The 23,158-nt window shown below is 64.2% G+C and carries 23 protein-coding genes; 14 read left to right on the top strand and 9 right to left on the bottom strand.

Annotated elements, in window-relative coordinates:
- Window positions 1-18 precede the first annotated feature (18 nt).
- Complete coding sequence (locus tag ACQR07_RS28795; RefSeq protein ID WP_434905464.1) at window positions 19-1,008, top strand: Bug family tripartite tricarboxylate transporter substrate binding protein; 990 nt, start codon at window positions 19-21, stop codon at window positions 1,006-1,008.
- Window positions 1,009-1,011: 3 nt separating this feature from the next.
- On the opposite strand, the gene ACQR07_RS28790 is transcribed toward ACQR07_RS28795, so the two are convergent.
- The 4 genes from ACQR07_RS28790 to ACQR07_RS28775 all read right to left on the bottom strand — a co-directional run bounded on the left by ACQR07_RS28790 (window position 1,012) and on the right by ACQR07_RS28775 (window position 3,380).
- Entirely contained in the window at window positions 1,012-1,479 is a 468-nt protein-coding gene (locus tag ACQR07_RS28790; RefSeq protein ID WP_434905463.1) for a YbaK/EbsC family protein, read from the bottom strand.
- On the bottom strand, window positions 1,469-2,215 hold the full coding sequence (locus ACQR07_RS28785; protein ID WP_434905462.1) for a haloacid dehalogenase type II: 747 nt from the start codon (window positions 2,213-2,215) through the stop codon (window positions 1,469-1,471). The genes ACQR07_RS28790 and ACQR07_RS28785 overlap by 11 nt, the downstream gene beginning before the upstream one ends.
- 79 nt (window positions 2,216-2,294) lie before the next feature.
- On the bottom strand, window positions 2,295-3,179 hold the full coding sequence (locus ACQR07_RS28780) for an amidohydrolase family protein (protein WP_434905461.1): 885 nt from the start codon (window positions 3,177-3,179) through the stop codon (window positions 2,295-2,297).
- A gap of 78 nt (window positions 3,180-3,257) precedes the next feature.
- Window positions 3,258-3,380, bottom strand: coding sequence for a hypothetical protein (locus tag ACQR07_RS28775; RefSeq protein ID WP_434905460.1), 123 nt, complete (start codon window positions 3,378-3,380; stop codon window positions 3,258-3,260).
- Window positions 3,381-3,428: 48 nt separating this feature from the next.
- On the opposite strand from ACQR07_RS28775, the gene ACQR07_RS28770 reads away from it, so the two are divergent.
- The 4 genes from ACQR07_RS28770 (at window position 3,429) to ACQR07_RS28755 (ending at window position 5,217) form a co-directional block, all read left to right on the top strand.
- Window positions 3,429-3,812, top strand: a complete 384-nt coding sequence (locus ACQR07_RS28770) for a hypothetical protein (protein WP_434905459.1) — start codon at window positions 3,429-3,431, stop codon at window positions 3,810-3,812.
- Between the two features lie 196 nt (window positions 3,813-4,008).
- Window positions 4,009-4,134 (top strand): type B 50S ribosomal protein L36, encoded by a 126-nt coding sequence (gene ykgO / locus ACQR07_RS28765; RefSeq protein WP_006611362.1) that lies wholly within the window; start codon window positions 4,009-4,011, stop codon window positions 4,132-4,134.
- A gap of 90 nt (window positions 4,135-4,224) precedes the next feature.
- Window positions 4,225-4,854, top strand: coding sequence for a tetratricopeptide repeat protein (locus ACQR07_RS28760; protein WP_434905458.1), 630 nt, complete (start codon window positions 4,225-4,227; stop codon window positions 4,852-4,854).
- A 105-nt stretch (window positions 4,855-4,959) separates the two neighbouring features.
- A complete protein-coding gene (locus ACQR07_RS28755) occupies window positions 4,960-5,217 on the top strand; it encodes a hypothetical protein (RefSeq protein ID WP_434905457.1) in 258 nt (85 codons plus the stop codon).
- A gap of 26 nt (window positions 5,218-5,243) precedes the next feature.
- Here the strand turns inward: ACQR07_RS28755 and ACQR07_RS28750 are convergent, their stop codons facing one another.
- Window positions 5,244-5,426: a hypothetical protein gene (locus ACQR07_RS28750; RefSeq protein ID WP_434869320.1), complete on the bottom strand. Its 183-nt coding sequence runs from the start codon at window positions 5,424-5,426 to the stop codon at window positions 5,244-5,246.
- Window positions 5,427-5,677: 251 nt separating this feature from the next.
- Between ACQR07_RS28750 and ACQR07_RS28745 the strand changes: the two genes are divergently transcribed.
- The gene (locus ACQR07_RS28745) at window positions 5,678-6,637 is read left to right on the top strand and encodes an alpha/beta fold hydrolase (protein WP_434905456.1); all 960 of its coding nucleotides are present in this window, start codon (window positions 5,678-5,680) and stop codon (window positions 6,635-6,637) included.
- Between the two features lie 86 nt (window positions 6,638-6,723).
- On the opposite strand, the gene cycA is transcribed toward ACQR07_RS28745, so the two are convergent.
- On the bottom strand, window positions 6,724-7,119 hold the full coding sequence (cycA, locus tag ACQR07_RS28740; RefSeq protein ID WP_434905455.1) for a cytochrome c-550 CycA: 396 nt from the start codon (window positions 7,117-7,119) through the stop codon (window positions 6,724-6,726).
- Window positions 7,120-7,330: 211 nt separating this feature from the next.
- Between cycA and ACQR07_RS28735 the strand changes: the two genes are divergently transcribed.
- Both ACQR07_RS28735 and ACQR07_RS28730 read left to right on the top strand, forming a co-directional pair.
- Window positions 7,331-8,824: an FAD-linked oxidase C-terminal domain-containing protein gene (locus tag ACQR07_RS28735; protein ID WP_434905454.1), complete on the top strand. Its 1,494-nt coding sequence runs from the start codon at window positions 7,331-7,333 to the stop codon at window positions 8,822-8,824.
- 1,274 nt (window positions 8,825-10,098) lie between these two features.
- Complete coding sequence (locus ACQR07_RS28730; protein ID WP_434905453.1) at window positions 10,099-10,776, top strand: hypothetical protein; 678 nt, start codon at window positions 10,099-10,101, stop codon at window positions 10,774-10,776.
- A gap of 91 nt (window positions 10,777-10,867) precedes the next feature.
- Here the strand turns inward: ACQR07_RS28730 and ACQR07_RS28725 are convergent, their stop codons facing one another.
- A complete protein-coding gene (locus ACQR07_RS28725) occupies window positions 10,868-11,755 on the bottom strand; it encodes a DUF3800 domain-containing protein (RefSeq protein WP_434905452.1) in 888 nt (295 codons plus the stop codon).
- 584 nt (window positions 11,756-12,339) lie between these two features.
- Between ACQR07_RS28725 and ACQR07_RS28720 the strand changes: the two genes are divergently transcribed.
- The 4 genes from ACQR07_RS28720 (at window position 12,340) to ACQR07_RS28705 (ending at window position 16,965) form a co-directional block, all read left to right on the top strand.
- Window positions 12,340-13,572: an FAD-binding protein gene (locus ACQR07_RS28720; protein ID WP_434905451.1), complete on the top strand. Its 1,233-nt coding sequence runs from the start codon at window positions 12,340-12,342 to the stop codon at window positions 13,570-13,572.
- On the top strand, window positions 13,569-14,888 hold the full coding sequence (gene glcF / locus ACQR07_RS28715) for a glycolate oxidase subunit GlcF (RefSeq protein WP_434905450.1): 1,320 nt from the start codon (window positions 13,569-13,571) through the stop codon (window positions 14,886-14,888). Before ACQR07_RS28720 ends, glcF begins: the two co-directional genes overlap by 4 nt.
- 70 nt (window positions 14,889-14,958) lie before the next feature.
- Entirely contained in the window at window positions 14,959-15,435 is a 477-nt protein-coding gene (locus tag ACQR07_RS28710) for a hypothetical protein (protein WP_434905449.1), read from the top strand.
- Between the two features lie 516 nt (window positions 15,436-15,951).
- On the top strand, window positions 15,952-16,965 hold the full coding sequence (locus tag ACQR07_RS28705) for a TorF family putative porin (RefSeq protein ID WP_434905448.1): 1,014 nt from the start codon (window positions 15,952-15,954) through the stop codon (window positions 16,963-16,965).
- A 373-nt stretch (window positions 16,966-17,338) separates the two neighbouring features.
- On the opposite strand, the gene ACQR07_RS28700 is transcribed toward ACQR07_RS28705, so the two are convergent.
- Window positions 17,339-19,102: an ABC transporter ATP-binding protein/permease gene (locus ACQR07_RS28700; RefSeq protein ID WP_434905447.1), complete on the bottom strand. Its 1,764-nt coding sequence runs from the start codon at window positions 19,100-19,102 to the stop codon at window positions 17,339-17,341.
- A 324-nt stretch (window positions 19,103-19,426) separates the two neighbouring features.
- Here ACQR07_RS28700 and ACQR07_RS28695 point away from each other — a divergent pair, with 324 nt between their 5' ends.
- A complete protein-coding gene (locus tag ACQR07_RS28695; protein WP_434905446.1) occupies window positions 19,427-21,091 on the top strand; it encodes an L-lactate permease in 1,665 nt (554 codons plus the stop codon).
- Window positions 21,092-21,238: 147 nt separating this feature from the next.
- Entirely contained in the window at window positions 21,239-21,646 is a 408-nt protein-coding gene (locus tag ACQR07_RS28690; protein WP_434905445.1) for an META domain-containing protein, read from the top strand.
- A gap of 269 nt (window positions 21,647-21,915) precedes the next feature.
- Here the strand turns inward: ACQR07_RS28690 and ACQR07_RS28685 are convergent, their stop codons facing one another.
- Complete coding sequence (locus ACQR07_RS28685) at window positions 21,916-23,106, bottom strand: hypothetical protein (protein WP_434905444.1); 1,191 nt, start codon at window positions 23,104-23,106, stop codon at window positions 21,916-21,918.
- Between the last annotated feature and the right edge of the window lie 52 nt (window positions 23,107-23,158).

The following is a 23,158-nucleotide window of genomic DNA, read 5'->3' as shown; positions in this document are numbered from 1 at the left end:
GCCAGGGGAGAGCTGCCGATGAATCGCCGCCGGTTCCTGCGGACCGCTGCCGCTCTGCCGCTTCTTCAAGGTCCTCTGACGACGCTCGCCTCCGCACAGGATGCCTATCCCACCCGCAACATCACGATGATCGTGCCGTTTCCGGCCGGCGGCCAGGCCGATCTCGCCGCGCGCCCGGTCGCAGCAGCACTGGAGCAGATTCTCGGCAAGCCGGTGATCGTCGACAACCGCGCTGGCGGAGGCGGTGGTTCGGTCGGCAATGCACAGGCCGCGCGTGCGGTGCCCGACGGATATACGCTGCTGATGACGTTGTCGTCGCTCGCGGTGCTGCCCGAAGCCGACCGGCTGTTCGACCGGCCCGTGGCCTACGAGGTGACGCAGTTCGCGCCGATCGCGCGCGTGCTCGCCGATCCGACGCTGCTGGCGGTGCCGGCCTCGGCGCCGTGGCGGACGCTGCAGGATCTGATCGACGATGCGCGCAAGCGTCCCGGCGAAATCCCCTATGGCTCCTCGGGACCGTATGGCACCTTGCACGTGGCCATGGAGATGTTTGCGTCGAGTGCCGGCATCAAGCTGCTCCACGTCCCGTTCCGCGGGGCTGGCCCGGCGCTGACCGCGCTGCTCGGCGGGACCGTGCAGGCGCTTGCGGCTGCTCCGGGCACGCTGAAGCCGCAGGTCGATGACGGCCGGCTGCGGGTGCTGGCGAACTGGGGCGCGGCGCGCGTCCCGAGCTTTCCGGATGTGCCGACGTTCATCGAGCTCGGCTACAAGGATGTCGAGATGTACATCTGGGCGGGCCTGTTCGGCCAGCAGGCCATGCCTGCGAGCGTGATGAAACGGCTTCGCGAGGCGATGGCCAAGGCGACGGCGAGCCCGGAGGTGGTGAAGCCGCTCGCGGCCGTCGGCAGTGTCGTGGCCTATCAGGATGCGCCGGAGTTCGCCCAGTTCATGCAAGCCGACAGCGCGCGCCTGATTGCGGCCGTGAAGCGGATCGGGCGGGTCGAATAGCTGCTATTGGCTCACCTCGCAGACATCGACCCATTCGGCCGATGTCAGCTCGGCCATCCGCTCCGGCGTGATCTTCACCGCGCTATGGGTCGAGCCCGCGGCGGGCACGACGATGTCGAAGGCTTTCAGCGAGACGTCGCAATACACCGGCAGCGGCGCCTTCAGTCCGAACGGACACACGCCGCCGACCTCGTGGCCGGTGATGTCGGCGACCTCGTCGAGCCCGAGCATCTTCGGCTTGCCGCCGAACTGCGCCTTGACCTTCTTGTTGTCCATCCGCGCATGGCCGGCGGCAACGATCAGGATGACGCGATCGCCGACGCGCAGCGACAGCGTCTTGGCGATGCGGGCGGGCTCGACGCCAAACGCCTCCGCCGCAAGCGCCACGGTCGCGGAGCTCTGGCTGGAGACGAGGACGTCGATGTCGGGAGCTTTCGCGGCAAAAAAGGCGCGGACGGATTCAAGGCTCATGCGTGGTGACGATCTCAGTCAATTCGGAGAGTGCAGCAATACGATAATCGGGCGCAAAACCCAACTCGTCCATCTGGGTCCGTAGCGCCTTGAACAGGGTGAGCGGCGCCACGAGATCGGTCTTGATGCACGCCGCCGCCATGGCCGCCGGCGTGACGCGCTCGATCCAGGCGACGTTGAGGCCGAACGCCTTGGCGCCGCAGACGTCCCAGGGGTTGGAGGAGACGAACAGCACGTCAGCCGGCGCCAGGCCGAGTTTTTCTTCGATCAGTGCGTACGCCTGGGGACTTGGCTTGAAGATCTTGCGCGCATCGACGCTGATGACGGCATCCAGCAGAGCATCGAAGCCGCTGGCCCTGACCAGCCCGTCCAGCATCGCGGGGCTGCCATTGGAGAGGATCGCGAGCTGATGATCCTTCATCGCCGCGAGCGCCGTCCGCGCGTCGGGGTAGGGATCGAGATCGAGGTACTTGGCAACGATGCGATCCAAGGTGACAGTCTCGGCCTGCAGCCCGAGCACGCGTAGTGTGTAGATCAGCGAGTCGCGGGTGACGACCGCAAAGTCCTCGTAGCGCTGCATCAGCGAGCGCAGCCAGGTGTATTCGAGCTGCTTGATGCGCCAGACCTGCGTGATGATGTCGCCACGGCCGGGAAATGCCTGCTCGGTGACCGCCGCGACCGACTGGATGTCGTACAGCGTGCCATAGGCGTCGAAGACCACGGCTTTGAAGGGCACGGCGATGACCTGGCTTTCAAAGCAGGCGCGATGGCCGATGGCACCGCGCCTGCGGATGATGGAACGATCTCCGAGGAACTCAGATCCCGAGCAGCCTGCGCGCGTTGGCCTTCAGCACCTTCGGCCGGATCTCCTCGCGGATGTCGAGCTTGGCGAAATCCGCGAGCCAGCGGTCTGGCGTGATCACCGGCCAGTCCGAACCGAACAGCATCTTGTCCTGCAGGATCGAGTTGATGTAGCGCACCAGGATCGGCGGGAAGTATTTCGGCGACCAGCCCGACAGGTCGATGTAGACGTTCGGCTTGTGGGTCGCGACCGACAGCGCCTCCTCCTGCCAGGGGAAGGAGGGATGGGCGAGGATGATCTTGAGGTCGGGGAAGTCCGCCGCGACGTCGTCCATGTACATCGGGTTGGAATATTTCAGCCGCATCCCCATGCCGCCCGGCATGCCCGAGCCGACGCCGGTCTGGCCGGTGTGGAACAGCGCGATCGCGCCGCCGTCGTTGATGGCTTCGTAGAGCGGGTAGGCGAGGCGGTCGTTGGCGTAGAAGCCCTGCATGGTCGGGTGAAACTTGAAGCCGCGCACGCCATACTCGTCGATCAGCCTGCGCGCTTCGCGCACGCCGAGCTTGCCCTTGTGCGGATCGATCGAGACGAACGGGATCAGCACATCGAGATGCTCGGAGGCGATCTCCAGCATCTCCTCGTTCTTGTAGCGGCGGAAGCCGGTCTCGCGCTCGGCATCGACCGGGAAGATGACAGCTGCGATGTTCTTGGAGCGATAATAGGCCGCGGTCTCCGGCACGGTCGGCGGATGCTTGTGCGGCGACTTGAAGTAGTCGGCCATCTGCGCCTGGAAATCGTCGTAGCCGTCATCCGCATGCATGCCGCACGGCTCCTCGGCATGGGTATGGATGTCGATGGCGACGACGTCGTCGATCTTGGGCAGAGCGAGCTTGGGCATGGGCGTTCCCGGCGGTTGGTTCTTGGCTTTGCGAGAATGATTATACGATATAACAAAATTGGCAAGTCGGCGTTGATGTCACGTGGGCATATCTGCAAAGCGCTGCGTGCAGCGCAGGACGTGCAGGACCGGGATCGGGTGCACACTGAGCTTTCCTGTCATGTGAACGGCTTCATAGTCGCGGCCATTGCGATCGATCATTGTTCAACCTGGAATTGCCGTATCCAGCTCTATCTCCAGGAGGCAGTCATGGCCCACCAACCCACGCTCTATGAATTGCACGGAAGCGGTATTCACGTGACCTATTCGACCAGCAGCTTCCAAGGTAAGCCGCAATTCAGCTACCACGACGCGTTCCAGGCGAAGACGTTCTCTGGCGACGAGATCCAGACCCAGGACACCGTGCTCGGAACGCTGGTCAGTGTCTATCTCATGCGCACCGTTGACGGCCCCTCGACCTCGTTCACGCTGCTGTTGCCCAGTATCCGCCTGCCGCCGTCCGGTGTCGCCACCGTAACGACCGAAGGTATTAGGACGCTGCACAAATCTTCGATCATCGGCCCGCCGCAAGGACAGGCCGAGATCTACACCGTCCATCCGCTGCACGGCACGGCGCAGTTCGTCGTGTTTTAAGACGGACCCCGCGGCCGCCCGTGGAGCCCTCGGGCGGCCAGAGGTAGTGTGGAACAGGGGGCAATCCGCATTGACATCGCCGGGGCCGGTGGCTAGAAACCGGCCACTCCGGGCGGCTTGGTCGCTTGCGGAACTCCCTTTCTTTTTGCCACTTCCGGCCTGTCCAACACGGCCTTTCAACGTATCAGGATGTCCCATGAAGGTCCGTAACTCGCTGAAGTCGCTGCGTGGCCGTCACCGTGCCAACCGTCTGGTCCGCCGCAAGGGCCGCGTCTACGTGATCAACAAGGTCCAGCGCCGCTTCAAGGCCCGCCAGGGCTGATCGAGGCGCGGAGCCCAAGCCGCTCTGCTCACGGGTCTTTGACGCGCGTGCTGCTTTGCAGGACGCGCGGACTGCGGCTACACTTGCCGCATGGCCAAGCGCTTCTTCCGAGCAATTCTGCTCGCCTCCGCCCTCGTGTCCCTGCCGCACCTCGCGTTCGCGCAGGGTGAACCGCGGTCCGGCGTCAAGCCGAAGCCGCCCGAGGCGCCCTCGAAGCTGCCCAAGGTCGGCGCCGACAAGACCAAAGGCCTGGATTTCCTGTTCGGAGCGCTGAAAGCCGCGCCCGATGGGGTCAGCGCCAAGCATGTCGAGGCGCGGATCTGGGCGATCTGGATGCAGACCCCGAGCGACACCGTCGCCCTGCTGATGTCGCGGTCGAAAGCCGCCATGGATGCGCGGCAGAACGAGGTGGCGCTCAAGCTGCTCGATTCGGTCATCAAGCTCCGCCCGGACTATGTCGAAGCCTGGAACCGCCGGGCGACGCTCTATTACCTCCAGAACGACTATGGCCGGTCGCTCGCCGACATCCAGCAGGTGCTGCTGCGGGAGCCGCGGCACTTCGGCGCGCTCGCCGGTCTCGGCATGATCATGCAGGACCTCGGCGAGGAGAAGCGGGCACTGGATGCGTTCCGCAAGGCGCTCGATGTCAATCCGCACCTCGACAAGGTGCCCGAGCTGGTCAAAACCCTGACCGAAAAGGTCGAAGGCCGCGACATCTGAGCCTTTACGTCTGATTAACCATGTTGCGACGGCCGTCCTTGCCGGCAGAACCGCCTGCCCCCAGCTGCCGTTCAGGTGGAGGATAGCAGGCCAGGAGACGGCGCAATGACGCGTGCACTGCTGACGGCAGCGCTTATCGGAGCGACAGGGCTGGGAGTGGCGGCGACGGCCGCCTGGGCGGACGATCTGTTCTGGGTGGTCGGCAACCGCGCCACCGATCGGTGCGAGATCGTGACCAGCAATCCCGTCATCATCGGGGACATCTGGTTTGCCTCGGGTCCGTTCAAGTCGAAAGACGACGCCAAGCTGGCGCGCTCGACCATCAACGCGTGCCCGAACAAGGATCTGACGGCCGAGGACTGATCGGCCGAAGCCGCCGGTCAGTCCGCTCAGTGGAACGCGGTGCTGCGGCGGTCCGGCAGGCCGTACTGCGCGGCTGCGGCATACAGCTGTGCGATCTCGGCCTCGAGATGCTCGTTGACCAGCAGCAGGGCCTTCAGCGCGCCGCGGAGGTCGCCATTGCAGCTCGCCACGATCTCGTCGATGGCTGTCTCGCTCGAACGAATACTCATTGGTAACCCCCTCCCAAAACACCAAACTAAACGCGGGGCCGGTCATCGTGCGTCGTCTGCGCAACGACCTGACCGCAAGTAATTCACGGTCATCAGCCGATTGCGAGGAAAAGTCCCGACCATGGTTATAAAATGGCCGACGACGCGGTGATGACAGGATTCCAGGGCGAAACGGCCAAACAAGCCCGCTGGATTTGCAACTCCTGCCGATCCATGCCGTAACTGTCGGTGTGACAGGCAGAAAACTCCCAATGATTTCAATGTTTCTGGTCGGCACCTTGGCCCTCCTGGCGGTGCTGACCCAAACCGGCGCTGTGGTAATCGAGCGCCGCTATCCGGCTCGCGGGCAGGCCGTCGATGTCAATGGCGCGAGCATCAATCTTGTGGATATCGGTCCGCGCGACCTGCAAAGCCCGCCGCTTTTGCTGATTCACGGCGCCAGCTCGAACCTGGAGGCGATGCGACGGCCGCTCGGCGATCTCCTGGCGGAGCGGCATCGGGTGCTGCTCGTGGACCGCCCCGGCCACGGCTGGAGCCCGCGCGAGCGCGCCGACGATTCCACCCCGGCGGCCCAGGCGCGCATGCTGAACGAGGCGCTGGACCGGCTCGGGACCGGTCCCGTGATCCTGGTGGTGCATTCCTGGAGCGGCGCGCTCGGCCTGCGCATGGCGCTCGACTTTCCCGACCGGGTGGCGGGCCTCGTCCTGCTGGCGCCGGTCGCCTATCCCTGGCCCGGCGGGGTCGGGCAGTACAACGCGGCCGTGGCAACCCCCGTGCTCGGGCCGCTGCTGGCGCACACCATCACCCTGCCGCTCGGCCTCGCCTTGATGGGCCCGGGGGCGCGCGGCGTGTTCGCACCGCAGGCGATGCCGGACGATTTCGTCGATGCAACGGCGACGCCGCTGCTGCTGCGCCCCAGCGAATTCATCGCCAATGCCCGCGATCTCGTCACCCTGAAACAGGCCGTGATTGAGCAGGCGCCGCGCTATGGCGAGATCAAGATCCCCATGACGATCGTGGCGGGCGAGGCCGACAAGACCGTGTCCACGAACATCCATGCCCGCCCGCTGGCCGAGGTGGTGCCGCAGGCCCGCCTGGTCGTGCTGCCCGACCTCGGGCACATGGTCCAGAGCGCGGTCCCGGAGCTGGTGGTCAGCGAGGTCGACCGCATCGTCGCGGAGCTCGCGCCGGCCGCGGCCGTCGAGCCCTGAAAACGAAGCGAGCCCTGAAAACGAAGAAAGCCCCGCTGCCGGGGCTTTCGCAACTCTGAGCAGGCAGCCGTGAAGCCGACGGCGGCTTACTGCTTCTGCTTGCCGTCCTTGTCGAACGACGAGACATACGCCCAGAGGTTGTTGATCTCGGTCTCGTTCTTGATGCCGGCGAAGGTCATCTTGGTGCCGGGGATCTTGGCCTTCGGGTCCTTGATGTATTCCTTGAACACGGCCTCGTTCCAGGTGATGCCCGAGTTCTTGTTGGCCTCCGAGTAGTTGTAGTCCGGAGCGCTGCCCGACTTGCGGCCGTCGAGGCCGTTCAGTTCCGGGCCGACCTTGTTCTTCGCGCCTTCGCCGATCGCATGGCAGGGCAGGCACTTGTTGAAAGAGGTCTTGCCGGCGGCGGCGTCCTGGGCCAGCGCGGCCGAGGCCAGCGACGACGAGGCGACAATGATGAACGTGGTCAAAGTCAGTTTCTTCATGGATCAGGCTCTGGGGTTTCGAGACAAAAATCGTGCGCAGGTTTGTGGCATGACCTCCGCGCTCACACAAGTCGCCCGTCCCGATTGGGTTCAGTCCAATTGACGCGATATTTGTGCGGCGACAAACAGCGAACCGGCCTCGGCCGCCTACCCAAAGCGCCGCTGTTGTGATTGATATGGCGGCGGAAATCGACTTCAGGAGAGGCGTGCGATGGCGATCATGATGCCGGAGGCCGATCAGGCGGTGCTGGCGCGCCGCGACGGAATCGTTGCTGCATTGCGTGCGATCGTGCCGGGGGAGGGCGTCATCGACAGTGCCGCCGAGATGCTGCCCTATGAGTCCGATGGGCTGATGGCCTATCGCCAGCCGCCGATGGTCGTGGTGCTGCCGGAGACCACGGCACAGGTCTCGCAAGTGCTTAAATATTGCCATGCCGAGGGCATCAAGGTGGTTCCGCGCGGCTCCGGCACGTCGCTGTCGGGCGGCGCGCTGCCGCTCGCGGATGGCGTGCTGCTCGGCCTCGGCAAGTTCAAGCGCATCCGCGAGATCGATTTCGACAACCGTGTCGTCGTCACCGAGCCGGGGGTCACCAACCTCGCCATCAGCCAGGCGGTGGCGCATGCCGGCTTCTACTACGCGCCCGATCCGTCGTCGCAGATCGCCTGCTCGATCGGCGGCAACGTCGCGGAGAATTCCGGCGGCGTGCACTGCCTGAAATACGGCATGACCACCAACAACGTGCTCGGCTGCGAGCTCGTGCTGATGAACGGCGAGGTGTTGCGCATCGGAGGCAAGTGCACCGAGAACGCCGGCTACGACCTGATGGGCCTGATCACCGGCTCGGAAGGGCTGCTCGGCGTCGTCACCGAGGTCACCGTGCGCATCCTGCAGAAGCCGGAGACGGCCCGCGCGCTGATGGTCGGGTTCTCGCAGGTCGAGGCGGCCGGCGAATGCGTCGCCCGCATTATCGGCGCCGGCATCATCCCCGGCGGCATGGAGATGATGGACAAGCCGGCGATCCACGCCGCCGAGGCCTTCGTCCATGCCGGCTATCCGCTCGACGTCGAGGCGCTCCTGATCATCGAGCTCGACGGCCCCGGCGTCGAGGTCGACGAGCTGATCGGCCGCGTCGAAACGATCGCCAATGGCTGCGGCTCGACCACCTGCCGGATCTCGACCTCGGAGGCCGAGCGCAATCTGTTCTGGGCCGGCCGCAAGGCGGCGTTCCCCGCGGTCGGCCGCATCTCGCCGGACTATCTCTGCATGGATGGCACCATCCCGCGCGGCGCGCTGCCGAAGGCCTTGGCGCGCATCCGCGAGCTGTCGGAAAAATATCAGCTCGGCTGCGCCAACGTGTTCCATGCCGGCGACGGCAATTTGCATCCGCTGATCCTCTACGATGCCAACAAGCCCGGCGAGATGGAGCGCGCCGAAGCCTTCGGCGCCGACATCCTGCGCTGCTGCGTCGAACTCGGCGGCGTGCTGACCGGCGAGCACGGCGTCGGCATCGAGAAGCGCGACCTGATGCCGGACATGTTCACCGAGATCGACCTCAACCAGCAGCAGCGCGTGAAGTGCGCCTTCGACAGCCAGGGCCTGCTCAATCCGGGCAAGGTGTTTCCGACCTTGCATCGCTGCGCGGAGCTCGGGCGGATGCATGTGCACGGAGGCAAGCTGGCGTTTCCGGATTTGCCGCGGTTCTGAAAAGGGCGCAGGCCTTTCCACGTCATTGCGAGGCGCCCTTGCGCCGACGTGTCCGCCGAAGCCCGTAGGGCGAAGGCGGAAGCAATCCAGAGTCGTGGCGGGACGCTGGATTGCGTCGCTTCGCTCGCAATGACGTCGGAGAGAGCCCGACTAAAACCGTAGGGTGGGCAAAGCGACGCCGAAAGGCGGCGCGTGCCCACCGTCTATCAGCGCGTTGCGCGGCGAGACGGTGGGCACGGCGCCACTGCGATCGCGCGCGGGAAGAGCACAGTGCCTCGCCTTTGCCCACCCTACAGCTCCGTCGCTCGTCTCTCCCCACGTCATTTCTCTTCGATCGAGCGCGCGCTCCCTCCCCACGTCATTCCGGGGCGCCCGCAGGGCGAGCCCGGAATCCATAACCACAGGCCGGCATGTTGGGCTCGTCGGCAGCTCCATCTCGCTCCACCAACATCCGTTCGGGAGTATGGATTCCGGGCTCGTGCTGCGCACGCCCCGGAATGACGACGGAGAGAATCTTCCTCCCATCCCCATGATCTTAGACACACGTCCGCATCCCCGCGGCGCATCGCGCCCGGATTATCCAATCGACACCGCCCTCAAAGCGAGAGGGCGCAGGGAATGCCGGGTGAGGGCCTCACCCATGGCCCGCCTGCGAAAAAAATGCAGGCGGCAGGTACCACAGGTTCAGCCGAACATCCGGCATTCCCTGCGCGGCAGTCTTAACGCTTATACGTGCTCGCCCCGGGGATCGGCGTTCTTGTCCCCGTCGCCGACGCGATGCCCTGAAGCATCCTCGCCGACTTGGCCTCAGCACCGGGAGGCCAGACCCACACGATTTCACGTCCGCATCATAATCGTTCGTCGGCGCGACCAAAGCCACGCTGCGACCCGACACGGCCACCGCATCCCCACCCCACGTATCGTGACGACCGCGCGTACGCCCCTCTCGGCGGGGTAGGATGGGGGGAATATGGCATGGATTTCGGAAAAGCGAAAGAAAAATCTGAGGTGCGGAGACTGTCAGGCGCTTGGCGTTGAAAAAAATACGGAATCAGTCTTTTTCACGCTGGCAAGAACTTTGTTGCGCCAGCCATATTGGCGTAGTGAGCTCGCGCAAGAACACAAAGATAAGCTGTTCGATGCCTTGAAGAGATGCCTGTTCGCGGCCGTGACGGCTGGGCCGACGCTCAGAGATATCTCCCTGTCCCGAGCGAATTGCCGACCTAGAAGGTGATCTACTCAGAGTGACCAGCCTCAATTGAGGGCCTTTCTCGATGACGATTCTCGAAGCAATCCTTTTGATGTCGCCGTGGGCGGGGCTTTTGGGCCTAATTATGTGGGACGTGAATCGCGCTCAGAAGCCAACTCCCAAGGACGACGAGAGGTCCCGGAATGAAAGAGTGCTAGCAAACTGGACCCGCATACTTGGCCTTTCCACAATTCTTCTCTTTATCGCTACTCTATTCAGTGCGTTTATCCTGCACCAAACAGACAATGCTATTCACCGTCAGATGGAATTAGCGGAGAGAGACGCCGAGCCGTACATTTCGGTCGTAGACCTGGGCACGACTGGCCAACCTTACTACCTCAACAATCGGCTAAATTGGAATTTTCGACTTAAGAACCTCGGCAAAGGGCTAGCAAGAGATATCTACATCACCAAGCAGGCCGTATCCGGCGCAAAGATTGTCGATACAGACGCTTTGGAGTTTATGTTCCAGGGAGATTTCACGGACATAACAGTCTGGAGCGAGCCAATCGATCGAGTCGAGTTTGATCGATTGATGGCAAGTGATGCTGGGGTTTGGGTCTGGATACAACTCGACTATCGCGACAATTTCGACGGCAAGGCACACTCGAATTTTTTTTGCTTTGCCCGTCAAGTGAATGGGTTGTTTCAAAAGCGCTCAAGAGTGTCCTGTCCAAGCGTAGCGACGCCTAAGCGAGGATAGCGGCGCGCTCCGGCGGCCAGAAATCTTGCGCAGCTATTTTTTGCTGAACTCGCGGCCGAACAGAGTCGCGAAGGCAAAGTGCGCGAAAAGATCAGCGAAGCTTATAGCCGACTGCGTGAAGCGCTCGCCTCTGATCAACAGAGAGGGGGCCGCGGAAACCATCTGGCAATAGTTTGAAGCCATAGTCCGCTGGCGGCAATGACCCGTTATGGATAAATTTATCCCCTAATAGCTCTAGGTACTCCGGCCGACTGTCTCCAAACCAAGACTCGTCAAGCGCGCGAAAGATCGCGCTTGCGGCACAGTCCGCGATTTGTAGGCCGGGCTCGTCACGGTTCTTTCGTCCCGCTATCGATTTGAGATCTACAAGGGGCCAATCGATTTGGCCTCGATTGTTGAAGTAGTTTCGGTCGTGACGTTCGGTCTTGATTTTAAACAGATAGGCTCGCGTTTGTGAGTAGGAAAACTCCTTTCGCAGCGAGAACGTAGTCTCGATGCATCGAACTTCGCCATATGCAGTGATCGTCCACCTTCGGCATTCAGCGCTGGCGCGTTCGAGAAGATAGCGAGTAAGGTTATTGTAAAACCAGTTGTATCGGCGAGGTTGATATTTTCCTCGAACGAACTCTAGATTTTTAGCTTCGCAGCGCAAGTTACGATATCCTCGCATATTGCGTTTGTTGGAGACGATTGCCACTAGTCCAAACTTGGCTTGCGATAGGCTGCGCAGCAGAACCAATTTTTGGTCGTCGTCCAGGTCTCGGAAGTGGACTTCGTCGCTCGACCTCAATCCGATTGCATGCTTTGCCTTATTGAACGCCTGAGTAAGCTCTCGATATTTCACGTTCCTAACGAGAACGCCGCACAAAACAAAATATTCCGAAGCGCCGTTGGCGTCGGTCGGCCGGATTCGGTCGAGGCCTTCATCGCCCGCTTCATCAATGAATAGATGAAAGCCGCACCTCATAAGGTACCCCATCTCCTGAAACCTGATCAGCTAGTAATCTATTCCTCTTGGCTTGATAGTGTTATCACGAAACGCGAGTTGCTGTGGGGGGGGCTACCAACAATTGCCCAATACTCGATGCTACAGCGCAAAACGAATGTACCATTACATCCGACGACTCGGCTGCGTGGTCTTGCGATGGTAGAGGCCAATGGCGCATAGAGCGGATTAGCCGAAGGCGTAATCCGCCGCTTGTCTCGAAAGGTTAGCGGGTTACGTTTCGCTAACCCGCCCTAGCGAGCCGGACCACAACATGCACCACCCGCGCGGCTGCCCCTCACCCCAACCCTCTCCCCGTGAAGAACGGGGCGAGGGAGCGCACCGCATGTGGGGTGATTGCTCGTGTCATGTCGACAGCGCTCCTGGCAAGTCCGCACCCTGAAACCCGAACGTTCCGCCCCACGCGTTCCTCGTTCCCTCCCATCTCCTTGTCCCCGCACGATCTTTTCCCCACACCGGGCTGCACTTTTCGCTCATCATGCTCTAGAACGATTCCAACGCCGGTGGCCGCGCCTTCGCTCGTCCATCGGCATCATCAACGAGCAAGGCGAGCAGTGGTGGACGCCCTCAAAGTACGCAATGCAGGCGATGTCGAGGAGGTGGTTCGCTCGGCGATCGCGAGCGAGCAGCCGCTCGACATCATCGGGCACGGGTCGAAGCGGCGGATCGGGCAGTTGACGGCGACCAATGCCGTGCTCGACCTGTCGGCGCTGAACGCGGTCGTGTCGTATGAGCCGAACGAGCTCATCGTGACCGCGCAGGCAGGCGCCCCGCTTGGCGATCTCCTGTCGCTGATCGATTCCAAGAGCCAGCAATTCGCGTTCGAGCCGATGGATACGGGGCCGCTGCTGGGGACCTCGGGGCGGGGGACGGTCGGCGGGATGATCGCGGCCGGGCTGGCCGGGCCGCGCCGCATCCGGGCCGGCGGGGTGCGCGACCATCTGCTCGGGGCGCATGCGGTGTCGGGCTTCGGCGAGAGCTTCAAGACCGGCGGCAAGGTGGTCAAGAACGTCACCGGCTACGATCTCTGCAAGCTGCTGGCGGGCTCCTGGGGCACGCTGGCGGTCATGACCGAGGCGACCCTGAAGGTGATGCCGCGGCCGGAATCCGAGCGCACGCTGGTGCTGCGCGGGCTCGACGACATCAAGGCCAACCGGGCGATGACGGCGGCGCTGGGCTCGCCGTTCGACGTGTCGGGTGCCGCGCATCTGCCGGCCTCGTCGCTGCGGCCGGAGGTCGACGGGCTGGGCTCGCCGCGCGAGGCGGTCACGGTGATCCGGCTCGAGGGCATCACGGCCTCTGCCGCGCATCGCGCGGCGTCTCTCGCCAGGCAACTGGCGACCTTCGGCGCGGTCGACATCATCGAGGATGACGCTTCCGCCAAGGTGTGGAGCGCGGTGCGGGACATCCTGCCGTTCGCGGCCAACGGGCCGCTCGGCGCCTGGCCGGTGTGGCGGATCGTCTGTCCGCCGGTCTCGGGCGGAGCGATCGGGCAGGCGCTGACGCGCCAGACCGGCGGCGAGGTGATCTACGATTGGGGCGGCGGCCTGATCTGGGCGGCGCTGCCGCCGCAAGCCGACGCATCCGCGGGGCTGGTGCGCAAGCAGGTCGACGCCGTCGGCGGCCACGCGACCCTGCTGCGGGCCTGGGACGAGATGCGCCACGTGGTCGACGTGTTTCATCCGCAGGCGCCGGGCGTGGCCGCCCTGGAGGAGCGGGTGCGCGTGTCCTTCGATCCCAAAGCCATTTTCAACCGCGGCCGGATGCGTCGGAGCGTTGCGTCATCATGAAGACCGAATTCACTTTGGCGCAGCTCGCCGATCCCGACATCGCGGTCGCCGACAAGATCCTGCGGGCCTGCGTCCATTGCGGCTTCTGCACCGCGACCTGTCCGACCTATGTGCTGCTCGGCGACGAGCTCGACAGCCCCCGCGGCCGGATCTACCTGATCAAGCAGATGCTGGAGAAGGGCCAGGCGCCGACATCGGACGTGGTCAAGCACATCGACCGCTGCCTCTCCTGCCTGTCCTGCATGACGACCTGTCCCTCGGGCGTGCACTACATGCACCTCGTCGACCAGGCGCGGGTGCGAATCGAGCAGACCTATCAGCGCCCGCTGACCGAGCGGCTGCTGCGCGCCGTGCTCGCCTTCGTGCTGCCGCGGCCGCGCGAGTTTCGCCTCGCCATGACGCTGGCCCGGCTCGGCCGTCCCCTGAAGGCGCTGCTGCCGTCGACCTCGGTTGCATCAGGGCCGTCGCCCAGCCTGTTGCGCCGCGTCAGGGCGATGCTCGATCTCGCGCCCGCGGCGTTGCCGGCGCCGGGACCCGCCGGCGGCTCGGTGTTTGCGGCGCAGGGCGCACGGCGCGGCCGCGTCGCGCTGCTGCAGGGCTGTGCCCAGAAGGTGCTGGCGCCGCGCATCAACCAGGCTGCGATCAACCTGCTGACGCGGCACGGCGTCGAGGTGGTGCTGGTGCAGGACGAGCAATGCTGCGGTGCGCTGACCCATCACATGGGGCAGGACCAGGACGCGCTGTCGCGCGCCCGCGCAAACATCGACGCATGGGGCGCCGAAGCGAAGCGCGGCGGGCTCGATGCGATCCTGGTGACCACGTCGGGCTGCGGCACGGTCATCAAGGACTATGGCCACATGCTGCGCGAAGACCCGCAATATGCAGCACCTGCGGCCGCGATTTCGGCGATGGCGAAGGACATCAGCGAGTACGTTGCGGGCCTGAATCTGCAGTCGAAAGCGGCGCAAGACGACATGGTCGTCGCCTATCACTCCGCCTGCTCGCTGCAACATGGGCAGAAAATCACGAGCCTTCCGAAAGAATTGCTTTCCAACTTCGGATTCGTGGTGAAAGATATACCGGAGAGTCATTTGTGTTGCGGTTCGGCGGGGACCTACAACATTCTCCAGCCTGACATCGCGATGAAGCTGCGCGATCGCAAGGTCGCCAACATCGCGACCGTCAAGCCGAATGTGATCGCGGCAGGCAATATCGGCTGCATGATGCAGATTGCCAGCGGCACCACCACCCCCGTCGTGCACACCGTTGAGCTTCTCGACTGGGCGACGGGTGGTCCGCGGCCAGGAATGATTTGACGGATGGGCGCGTGCGGACTGCCGGCCCGTCCCGCCGGGGACGTAATCGGCGGCAACTGGAGGGTTTCTGATGGCGAAAGACAAGACGGCCAAGGACAAGACGGCCAAGGACGACAAGAAGGACAAGAGCAAGGTGATGGCGCAGGCCAAGTCGACCAAGGGGTCGGCTAAGAAGTCGGCGAAGAAGGCAGCCAAGAAGGCTGCAAAGAAATCTGCCAAGAAGGCCGCCAAGAAGGCTGCGAAGGCTCCCGCCAAGAAGGCGAAGAAGACCGTGAAGAAGGCGGCCAAGACGGCTGCAAAGAAGGCCGCGAAGGCTCCTGCCAAGAAGGCCGCTGCGAAGAAGGCCGCCAAGTCGGCTGCGAAGGCGCCGGCTGCAAAGGCTCCGGCTGCGCCGAAGAAGAAGGCCGCCAAGAAGCGCGCTCCGAAGATGGCGCCGCTGGTCGAGACCCCGCAGGTCAACGAAGCCGAGACGGCTGCCGAGACCAGCTGGGCGACGCCGAGCGCGGCCGAGGAGCACGGCGACGAGGCGACCTCGTCCGAGAGCTGATCGCTCGGGATCGATCCGAGCGAATCAGCGGCGTCTCATCGTCCTGAGCGATCGATGTGACAGCCGGTTTGACCGACCCATTCGACAGGGCCGCAGCCTCGACGCTGCGGCCCTGTTTGTTGGTGCGGTCCGTCCCGCTGCGGGTCGTCCAAGGGAACTCGCGGTGCCCGGCGTGCCGAAGGGTCGATCTCCGCAAATTCCACGTCCGTGCGAATCCTGCCTTGGATTTCAGCGCTTTTCCGCTGCGAAAACGCTGTTCCCGGCGCTTCGGGACAGCCGAACCGCCCCCCGACAAGCCGCTGCGACACGTAAATTTGTTGTTCAAATGCAACAGCCGCTGACAACCTGCCGTAGAATTGCCTGATCGCCCAAAAAGGCGGCAGATGACGCGCTTTTTTGCTTCACCTGCGGCGAGACCCTGGCACAAATTGCGTCCGGATGACGCAGCCTGTCGCGATGTGCCCTGGGGGGCCGAAGTCGGGGCAGGCTCTTTGAAATAGGGTTATGGGGATCGTCATGAAAAAGTGGGCTTTGTTGGCAACGGCGCTGGCAATGGTTTCGGGATCGGCTTCGGCTGCTGATATGGCTTTGAAGGCCGTGAAGGCGCCGCCGCCTGCGGCGTTCGATCCCTGGGACATCGCGTTCGGCGCCGCCATCATGAACGACTACGTGTTCCGCGGTATCACGCAGTCCAACCACAAGCCGTCGGTCGCGGCCTATTTCGAGCCGCGCTTCAACGTCAACAAGGACCTGCAGTTCTACGTCGGCGTCGCCGGCGAGAGCATTTCGTTCCCGAACCGCGCCGCGGCCGAGATCGACATCTATGGCGGTATCCGCCCGACCTTCGGCGCCTTCGCCTTCGACATCGGCGTGTGGGGCTACCTGTATCCGGGCGGCACCTGCTACGCCGGCGCTGCCTTCGATCCGGCTGGCCAGCCGCTGAGCGCCGAGTGCGCCGCGAACGCGCTGCTCAACGGCAACGTGATCAAGAAGGACCTGTCGTTCTTCGAAGTCTTCGGCAAGATGAACTACACGGTGAACGACAACTGGCAGTTCGGCATCACCGAGTTCTACACCCCGAGCTTCCTGCACTCCGGCGCCTGGGGCAACTACGCGTCGGTCACCGGCAAGTGGACCGCGCCGAGCACGACCTTCGGCTCCAGCGGTGTCGGCATGTATGTGTCGGGTGAGTTCGGCCGTCAGTGGCTCGGCACCTCCGACTCGTTCTACGGCACGGCGATTGCCAGCCCGACCGGCGGTGGACCGTTCCCGAACGGCATCAAGTACGCCGACTACAACACCTGGAACATCGGCGTCGGCTTCACCTACAAGGTCATGACCCTCGACCTGCGCTACTCCGACACCAACCTGTCGAAGGCCAACTGCAACGCCTTCACCAGCGACTACACCGCCGTCGCGAATGGCAGCTTCTCGCCGATCAACCCGACCGGTGTCGGCTCGAAGTGGTGCGGCGCGACCGGCATCGCCAAGCTCTCGTTCGACCTGACGGCGATGACCAACCTGAAGTAATCGTCGCAAGGCGGATCGAATTCTCCAGAGCAAAGGGCGGCAGAGCAATCTGCCGCCCTTCTGCATTTCCTCTCTCTTTGCCGAGAGCATCATCCGATTCCACGGAGTCGGATAATGGTGGTCTCGTGCGGTCCCGAGTCCGGCACACGCAGCTTGGAGCTCAGCCCCGCTGTCACCCTCCCCTGGAGGGGAGGGTCGGCTCACGCTGAGCGCAGCGAAACGTGAGGCGGGGTGGGGTGATCTCTCCACTGGCACCGGCGTCCGCGGAGAGATCACCCCCACCCCGCTCGCCCGCTTCGCGCGCGATCGACCGTCCCCCTCCAGGGGAGGGTGAGATCGCGGCGCCCGAGGCCGCTGCCAAGTCTGGACTGCCTTACTCCGCCCCGCCTGCCGTCGCATCCGCGGCCACCGGCCCGCTCGGCCGCAGCGTGAAGCGGTCGCCGTCGCGGGTCAGCTCGACCCTGCGGTCGTGGAAGTCGTGCAGGGTGGAGCGGTGGCCGATCGAGACCACCGTGGTCTGCGGCAGCCGCTCGGCGATCACCTGATAGAGCCTGGCCTCGCTGGGCTCGTCCAGCGACGCCGTCGCCTCGTCCAGGAACAGATATTGCGGGCCATGGATCAGCGCCCGGGCGATCCCCAGCCGCTGCTGCTCGCCGAGTGACAGCGTCCGGTTCCAATGGCCGTCCTCGTCGAGCCGATCGGCCAGCTGCGGCAGGCCGACGGCGACCAGCGCGTCCTTGACCTGCTCGGCACTGAAGGCATCCGCCGCGGCCGGATAGAGGATGGCCGCCTTGAGCGCGCCGATCGGGAAGTACGGCCGCTGCGGCAGCATCATCAGCTTGGCGTGCGACGGCACCTTGATCGCGCCGCTGCCGAACGGCCAGACCCCGGCGATGGCCCGGAACAGCGTCGACTTGCCGGCACCGGAGGGACCGGTGAGCAGGGTGCTCTGGCCATTGCAGATGCTGAAGCCGTCGGCGGCGATCAGCGGCAGCCCGTTCGGCAGCTTGAGCAGCAGCTGGGCGAGATCGATGCTGTCGCCGGCATGATTGACGACGTCGATGGTCTGCGGCTCGCTCGACAGATGCTCGGCGCTCTCGATCGACATGTCGAAGCCGTCGAGTCGGGCCACGGTGGAGCGCCAGTCGGCGAGGGTGCGGTAGGTCGTCACGAAGAACGACAGCGCACCCTGCACCTGCGAGAACGCCGAGGCGGTCTGCATGATGCCGCCCATCTGGATCGACTTGGCGAAGTAGGCGGGGGCGACCAGAACATAAGGGAAGATCACCGCGGCCTGCGAGTAACTGGCCGTGAAGGCGGTCAGCCGCTTGGTCCGGCTCATGATCCGATACCAGTTCTCCGCCACCCGGCCGAACCTCGTGCCGAGATGACCCTGCTCAGCACCTTCACCCCGCAGCAGCGCGATCTGCTCCGAGCTCTCGCGGACCCGCACCAGGTTGAAGCGGAAATCGGCCTCGAAGCGCTGCTGCTCGAAATTGAGGTTCACCAGCGGCGAGCCGATCCAGTGCGTCAGGACGGTACCGAAGATGGCGTAGACCAGCGCGATCCACACCAGATAGCCGGGGATCGCGATCTGCGTTCCAAATATCTGCAGCGGCGCCTCGTTCGACAGCGCCCAGAGCACGATCATGAACGATGCCAGCGTCACGATCGAGCTGAGCAAGCCGACGGTGATGTTGAGCGTCTTGTCGATGAACATCTGCACGTCATCGGCGATGCGCTGGTCCGGATTGTCGGCGATGTCGCCCTTCAGCTGCATGCGGTAATGCGTGGCGTTGTTGAGCCAGCGGCGCAGATAGACGTCGGTCATCCAGCGCCGCCAGCGGATCTGCAGCCACTGGTTGAGGTACAGCTGGTAGATCGAGAGCACGATGAACACGGTCGCGAGCCCGGCGAACACGCCGATTTCCCAGATGAAGCTGTCCCAGTCGTACTGCTGCAGCGCGTTGAAGAACCGGTTCTGCCACTGGTTCACCAGGACCTGGATCGCGACCAGCGACAGTTCGATCGCAATCACCGCGGCGAGCAGGGAGCGGCCGGCGAGCTTGTCCTCGGAGCGGAAGTAGGGAATGGCGATCCGCCAGACGATGGCGAGGGTCGAGCGGAGATTGTTCACAGAGGGGCTGCTCCTGAGAAAGCGTGTTAACAGGCTGACTTAGATCAAGAATTTGTCAGTTTTGGCCGCCTGTCTAGACTAAAGTCGCAATGGACCCGGCGACCACTGGCTTGTGGGCCGCCTGCGGCAAACCGTAGCATGCAGCCGGGGAGAGGGACCGCGGTCGGCGCCAGATTTCGCGAGAAATTGAGCAGAGTTTGGCAATGCCGGTGTTGTGATCCGCTTTCCCGGTGGACCTGCCCGGGCGAGCCGCGGGGCAGGGCAGACCTGATCCGCGCCCCGCCGGAGCGGGTCCAACAACAAGAACTGGGGGGAGACGTCACAATGTGGAATCAGATTTACGACCCGCTGGGGAACCCGGCGCTGTCGACGCTTGCCGCCGCCGTGCCCGTGGTGACGCTGCTGGTGCTGATCGCCAGCGGCAAGGTCAAGGCGCACATCGCCGCAATCATCGCGGTGGTCCTGACCAACATCATCACGATCTTCGTCTTCACGATGCCGGCCAACATGTCGATCCGCGCCACCCTCCTGGGCGTCGTCACCGGCTTCTTCCCGATCGGCTGGATCGTGCTGAACGTCATCTTCCTCTACCAGGTCACGGTCTCGACCGGCCGCTTCGAGCTGCTGAAGCGGGCGATCGGCGGCGTCACCGAGGACCGCCGGCTGCAGCTGCTGCTGGTCGCGTTCTCGTTCGGCGCGTTCTTCGAGGGCGCCTCCGGCTTCGGCACGCCGGTGGCCATCACCGGCGCCGTGCTGATCGGCCTCGGCTTCTCGCCGCTCGCCGCCTCCGGCCTGTCGCTGATCGCCAACACCGCGCCGGTCGCCTATGGCGCGCTGGGCACGCCGATCCAGGGCCTCGCCTCGGTCACGGGCATCGATCCCTACCTGCTCGGCGCGATGGTCGGCCGGCAGCTGCCGGTGTTCTCGCTGATCGTGCCGTTCTGGGTGATCTGGGCGTTCGCGGGCTGGAAGGGCATGAAGGACGTCTGGCCGGCGATCCTGGTCACCGGCGTGACCTTCGCCGTGCCGCAGTTCCTGATCTCGAACTACATCAATCCGTGGATCGTCGACATCGGCGCCTCGCTGATCTCGATGGGCGCGCTGATCCTGTTCCTGAAGGTCTGGCAACCCAGGCAGCTGTGGCTGTCACCGGCGCTGCGCGGCCGCGACGAATCGGCGGCGACGATGGCCGCGGCCAAGCCGCTGGACCGCACGCCGTTGACGCAGAGTGAGCTCTGGGGCGCGCTGCTGCCCTGGATCATCGTCTGCATCATCATGCTGATCTGGGGCAACGGCGCCTTCAAGTCCTGGGCGAACTCGATCTTCACCTATAGCTATCCGGTGCCCGAGCTCGACAAGCTGATCAACAAGATCCCGCCGGTGGCCGCGAAGCCGACGCCCGAGGGCGCCGTCTTCTCGTTCACCTATCTGACCTTCACCGGCACCGGCATGCTGATCGCGGCGATCATCTCCGGCTTCCTGATGGGCGTCGGACCGGGCAAGCTGATCGCCGAATATGGCCGCACCATCCGGCTCTGCGCGATCTCGCTGATCACGATCTCGGCGATGCTCGCGATCGGCACGCTGACGCGCCTCTCCGGCGTCGACGCGACGCTCGGCCTGGCCTTCGCCGCGACCGGCGTGCTGTATCCCTTCTTCGGCACCTTGCTCGGCTGGTTGGGCGTGGCGCTGACGGGATCGGACACCGCCTCCAACGTGCTGTTCGGCAACCTGCAGAAGATCACCTCCGAGCAGCTCGGCCTGTCGCCGGTGCTGATGGCGGCGGCCAACTCCTCCGGCGGCGTGATGGGCAAGATGATCGATGCGCAATCGATCGTCGTCGCCTCGACTGCCACCAACTGGTATGGCCATGAGAGCTCGATCCTGCGCTACGTCTTCCTGCACTCGATCGTGCTGGCCTGTCTGGTCGGCCTGTTCGTCACCTTGCAGGCCTATGTCTATCCTTTCACGGCGATGGTGCTGAAATAGCACCACTGCTCGCGACAAAGCCCCGCGTCGCCCAGGCGACGCGGGGTTTGCTATGTTTGGGTCACATTTGTGCGGGAGCCGTGCTGGCGGCAGTGATCATCGCCCGGGAGGCGAGCGCTGCCTGTGAGGACGGATCGAGGGGGAACGATGCGAGACGTGAAGCGAGCCGTCGCCGCCATGGTGGCGGCGCTGATGATGTCGGGGGTGACGCTCGCTGCGGCGTCGGCCGAGGAATTCCCCTTCGGCATGGAGATGACGCTCGACGCGTTGCCGATGCCCGGATCGAAGCGGGTGCCGGACCTCGACATCGGCGACAATGGTGACACCGTGCTCGAGCTCTGGTGCAAGGGCGGCAAGGGCCAGTTCTCGGTCGCCGGCAACACCATCGTGTTCATCGCCAGCAAGATCGAGGATCGCAACTGCCCGGCGGCGCGCGCCCAGGCCGACGACGAGCTGATCGCCGCGCTGAGCGCCGTGACCAATTGGAAGCGCCAGGGCGACCTGGTCATCTTCGTCGGCCCGAAGACGCTGCGCTTCCGGCTGAACACGAATTGAGCGCGAGACGAACTTCTCCGAAGCCTTGGTCATATCGATCGGCGTGCGGGCCCCGCTGTCACCCTCCCCTGGAGGGGCAGGGCAATCGCATATGGCTCTCCAACGCGGCCCAAACGAAATATTGGAATCGCGAAGGCCGACGGGAGGAAATTTTCGAATCCAGACTGCTCCTTGGAAGCACGAAAAGAATCGAAAAATTCCACATGCGATTGCCCTGCCTGGAGGGGGAGGGTGAAATTGAGATCGCGGCGGCAGGCGTAGCGCTCGCTTTACTTCCACACCGAATTGTCCGCGTCCCAGCGCTTGGCCTTGAAGGCCTTGGCCAGCTCGTCGATGGCGCCGCCATCGTCCCGCGTATCGCTTTCCTCGTCGCCCGAGGACTCGTCGGACAGGATCAGCTTGGCGGCGGAGTTCTCGTCGATGGTGGTGGTCGTCGGGCTGCTGATCCACAACACCAGCGCGTCCGCGCCGCCGGGCTTGTCGGGTGAGACGAGGCCGGTGATCTCGATCACGTCGGTGAGCTCGAGCGAGGGCATCAGCTGGCTCGGCCGCTTCAGGGTCAGCTTCAGCTTGCCGGTCACCGGGTGCCAGGCCGCGCTGGTCGGCTTGGCGTTGTAGGTCTTGGCGAGTACGTCGGAGATCGCGTTGGCCAGCTTGTCGCGGTTGATCTTGTCGCCGTCACGCCAGTCGGCGGCTGCGAAGCGGATGGTGCGGTCCATCTCCACCGTGCCGGCGGTCCAGCCGGCGGTGACCACGCCGGTGGTGGCGCGCGCCTTGGCGATCAGGGCGCCGGCGCGCTCCGGATCGACGGTCATGCTGACCGTCTGCTCGCCGGCGCGCAGCGCATCACAGCCCACGATCAGACTCGACAGCGAGACCTCGACGTTCTCGCCCTTCAGGCTCTTCAGGAAGTCGGCGACCGCATCCAGCTTCAGGCGGACGGAGATCGCCTCGGGCGAAACGTCGGTGAAGTCCTTCGGCTGGGCGCTGATGCCGTCGTCGCTCGACTGGCTCTCCTGAAACTCCTTCTCGCTGACGTCAGAGTTGTCGGTCGACGCCACCTCGGTGACCGTCTTGCCGATCGCGATCTGGCCGCGGAACTCGAAGGTGTCGCCGTTCGCCTTGCGGTTCAGCTTGACCGTCACCGGCTCCTTGGCGCCGTTGCTCTGGGTTGCACCGGTCATGGTCTGGCCGTTGACGGTGAGATTGACCACGAAGCGATCCTTGCGGTCGGAGTTCTTGGCGACGGGATAGCAGACGTCGAGCGTCGCCGCCGTGACGGTCTTGCCCTGGCGCGTTTCCTTGAGGATCACGTCGGCGTTGCCGTCCATCAGGCCATCGATCGCGGTGAAATACCGGGTTTCGTTGGCGGGGGCCTTGGTGCCGCTCTTGCTCTGGGCCCAACCGAGTTCCGGCGCGACCGCAGCAATCACGGCCAGCGCCACCAAAATCGCGCGCATCTGAAAATCCTTGTGGAGGCGGAATCGGCGCTAGCTGTAGCGCCGATTTGCG

The sequence above is a fragment of the Bradyrhizobium sp. HKCCYLS20291 genome, assembly GCF_051167715.1.
Lineage (GTDB): Bacteria > Pseudomonadota > Alphaproteobacteria > Rhizobiales > Xanthobacteraceae > Bradyrhizobium.
This window is presented reverse-complemented; position numbering and strand designations above follow the sequence as displayed.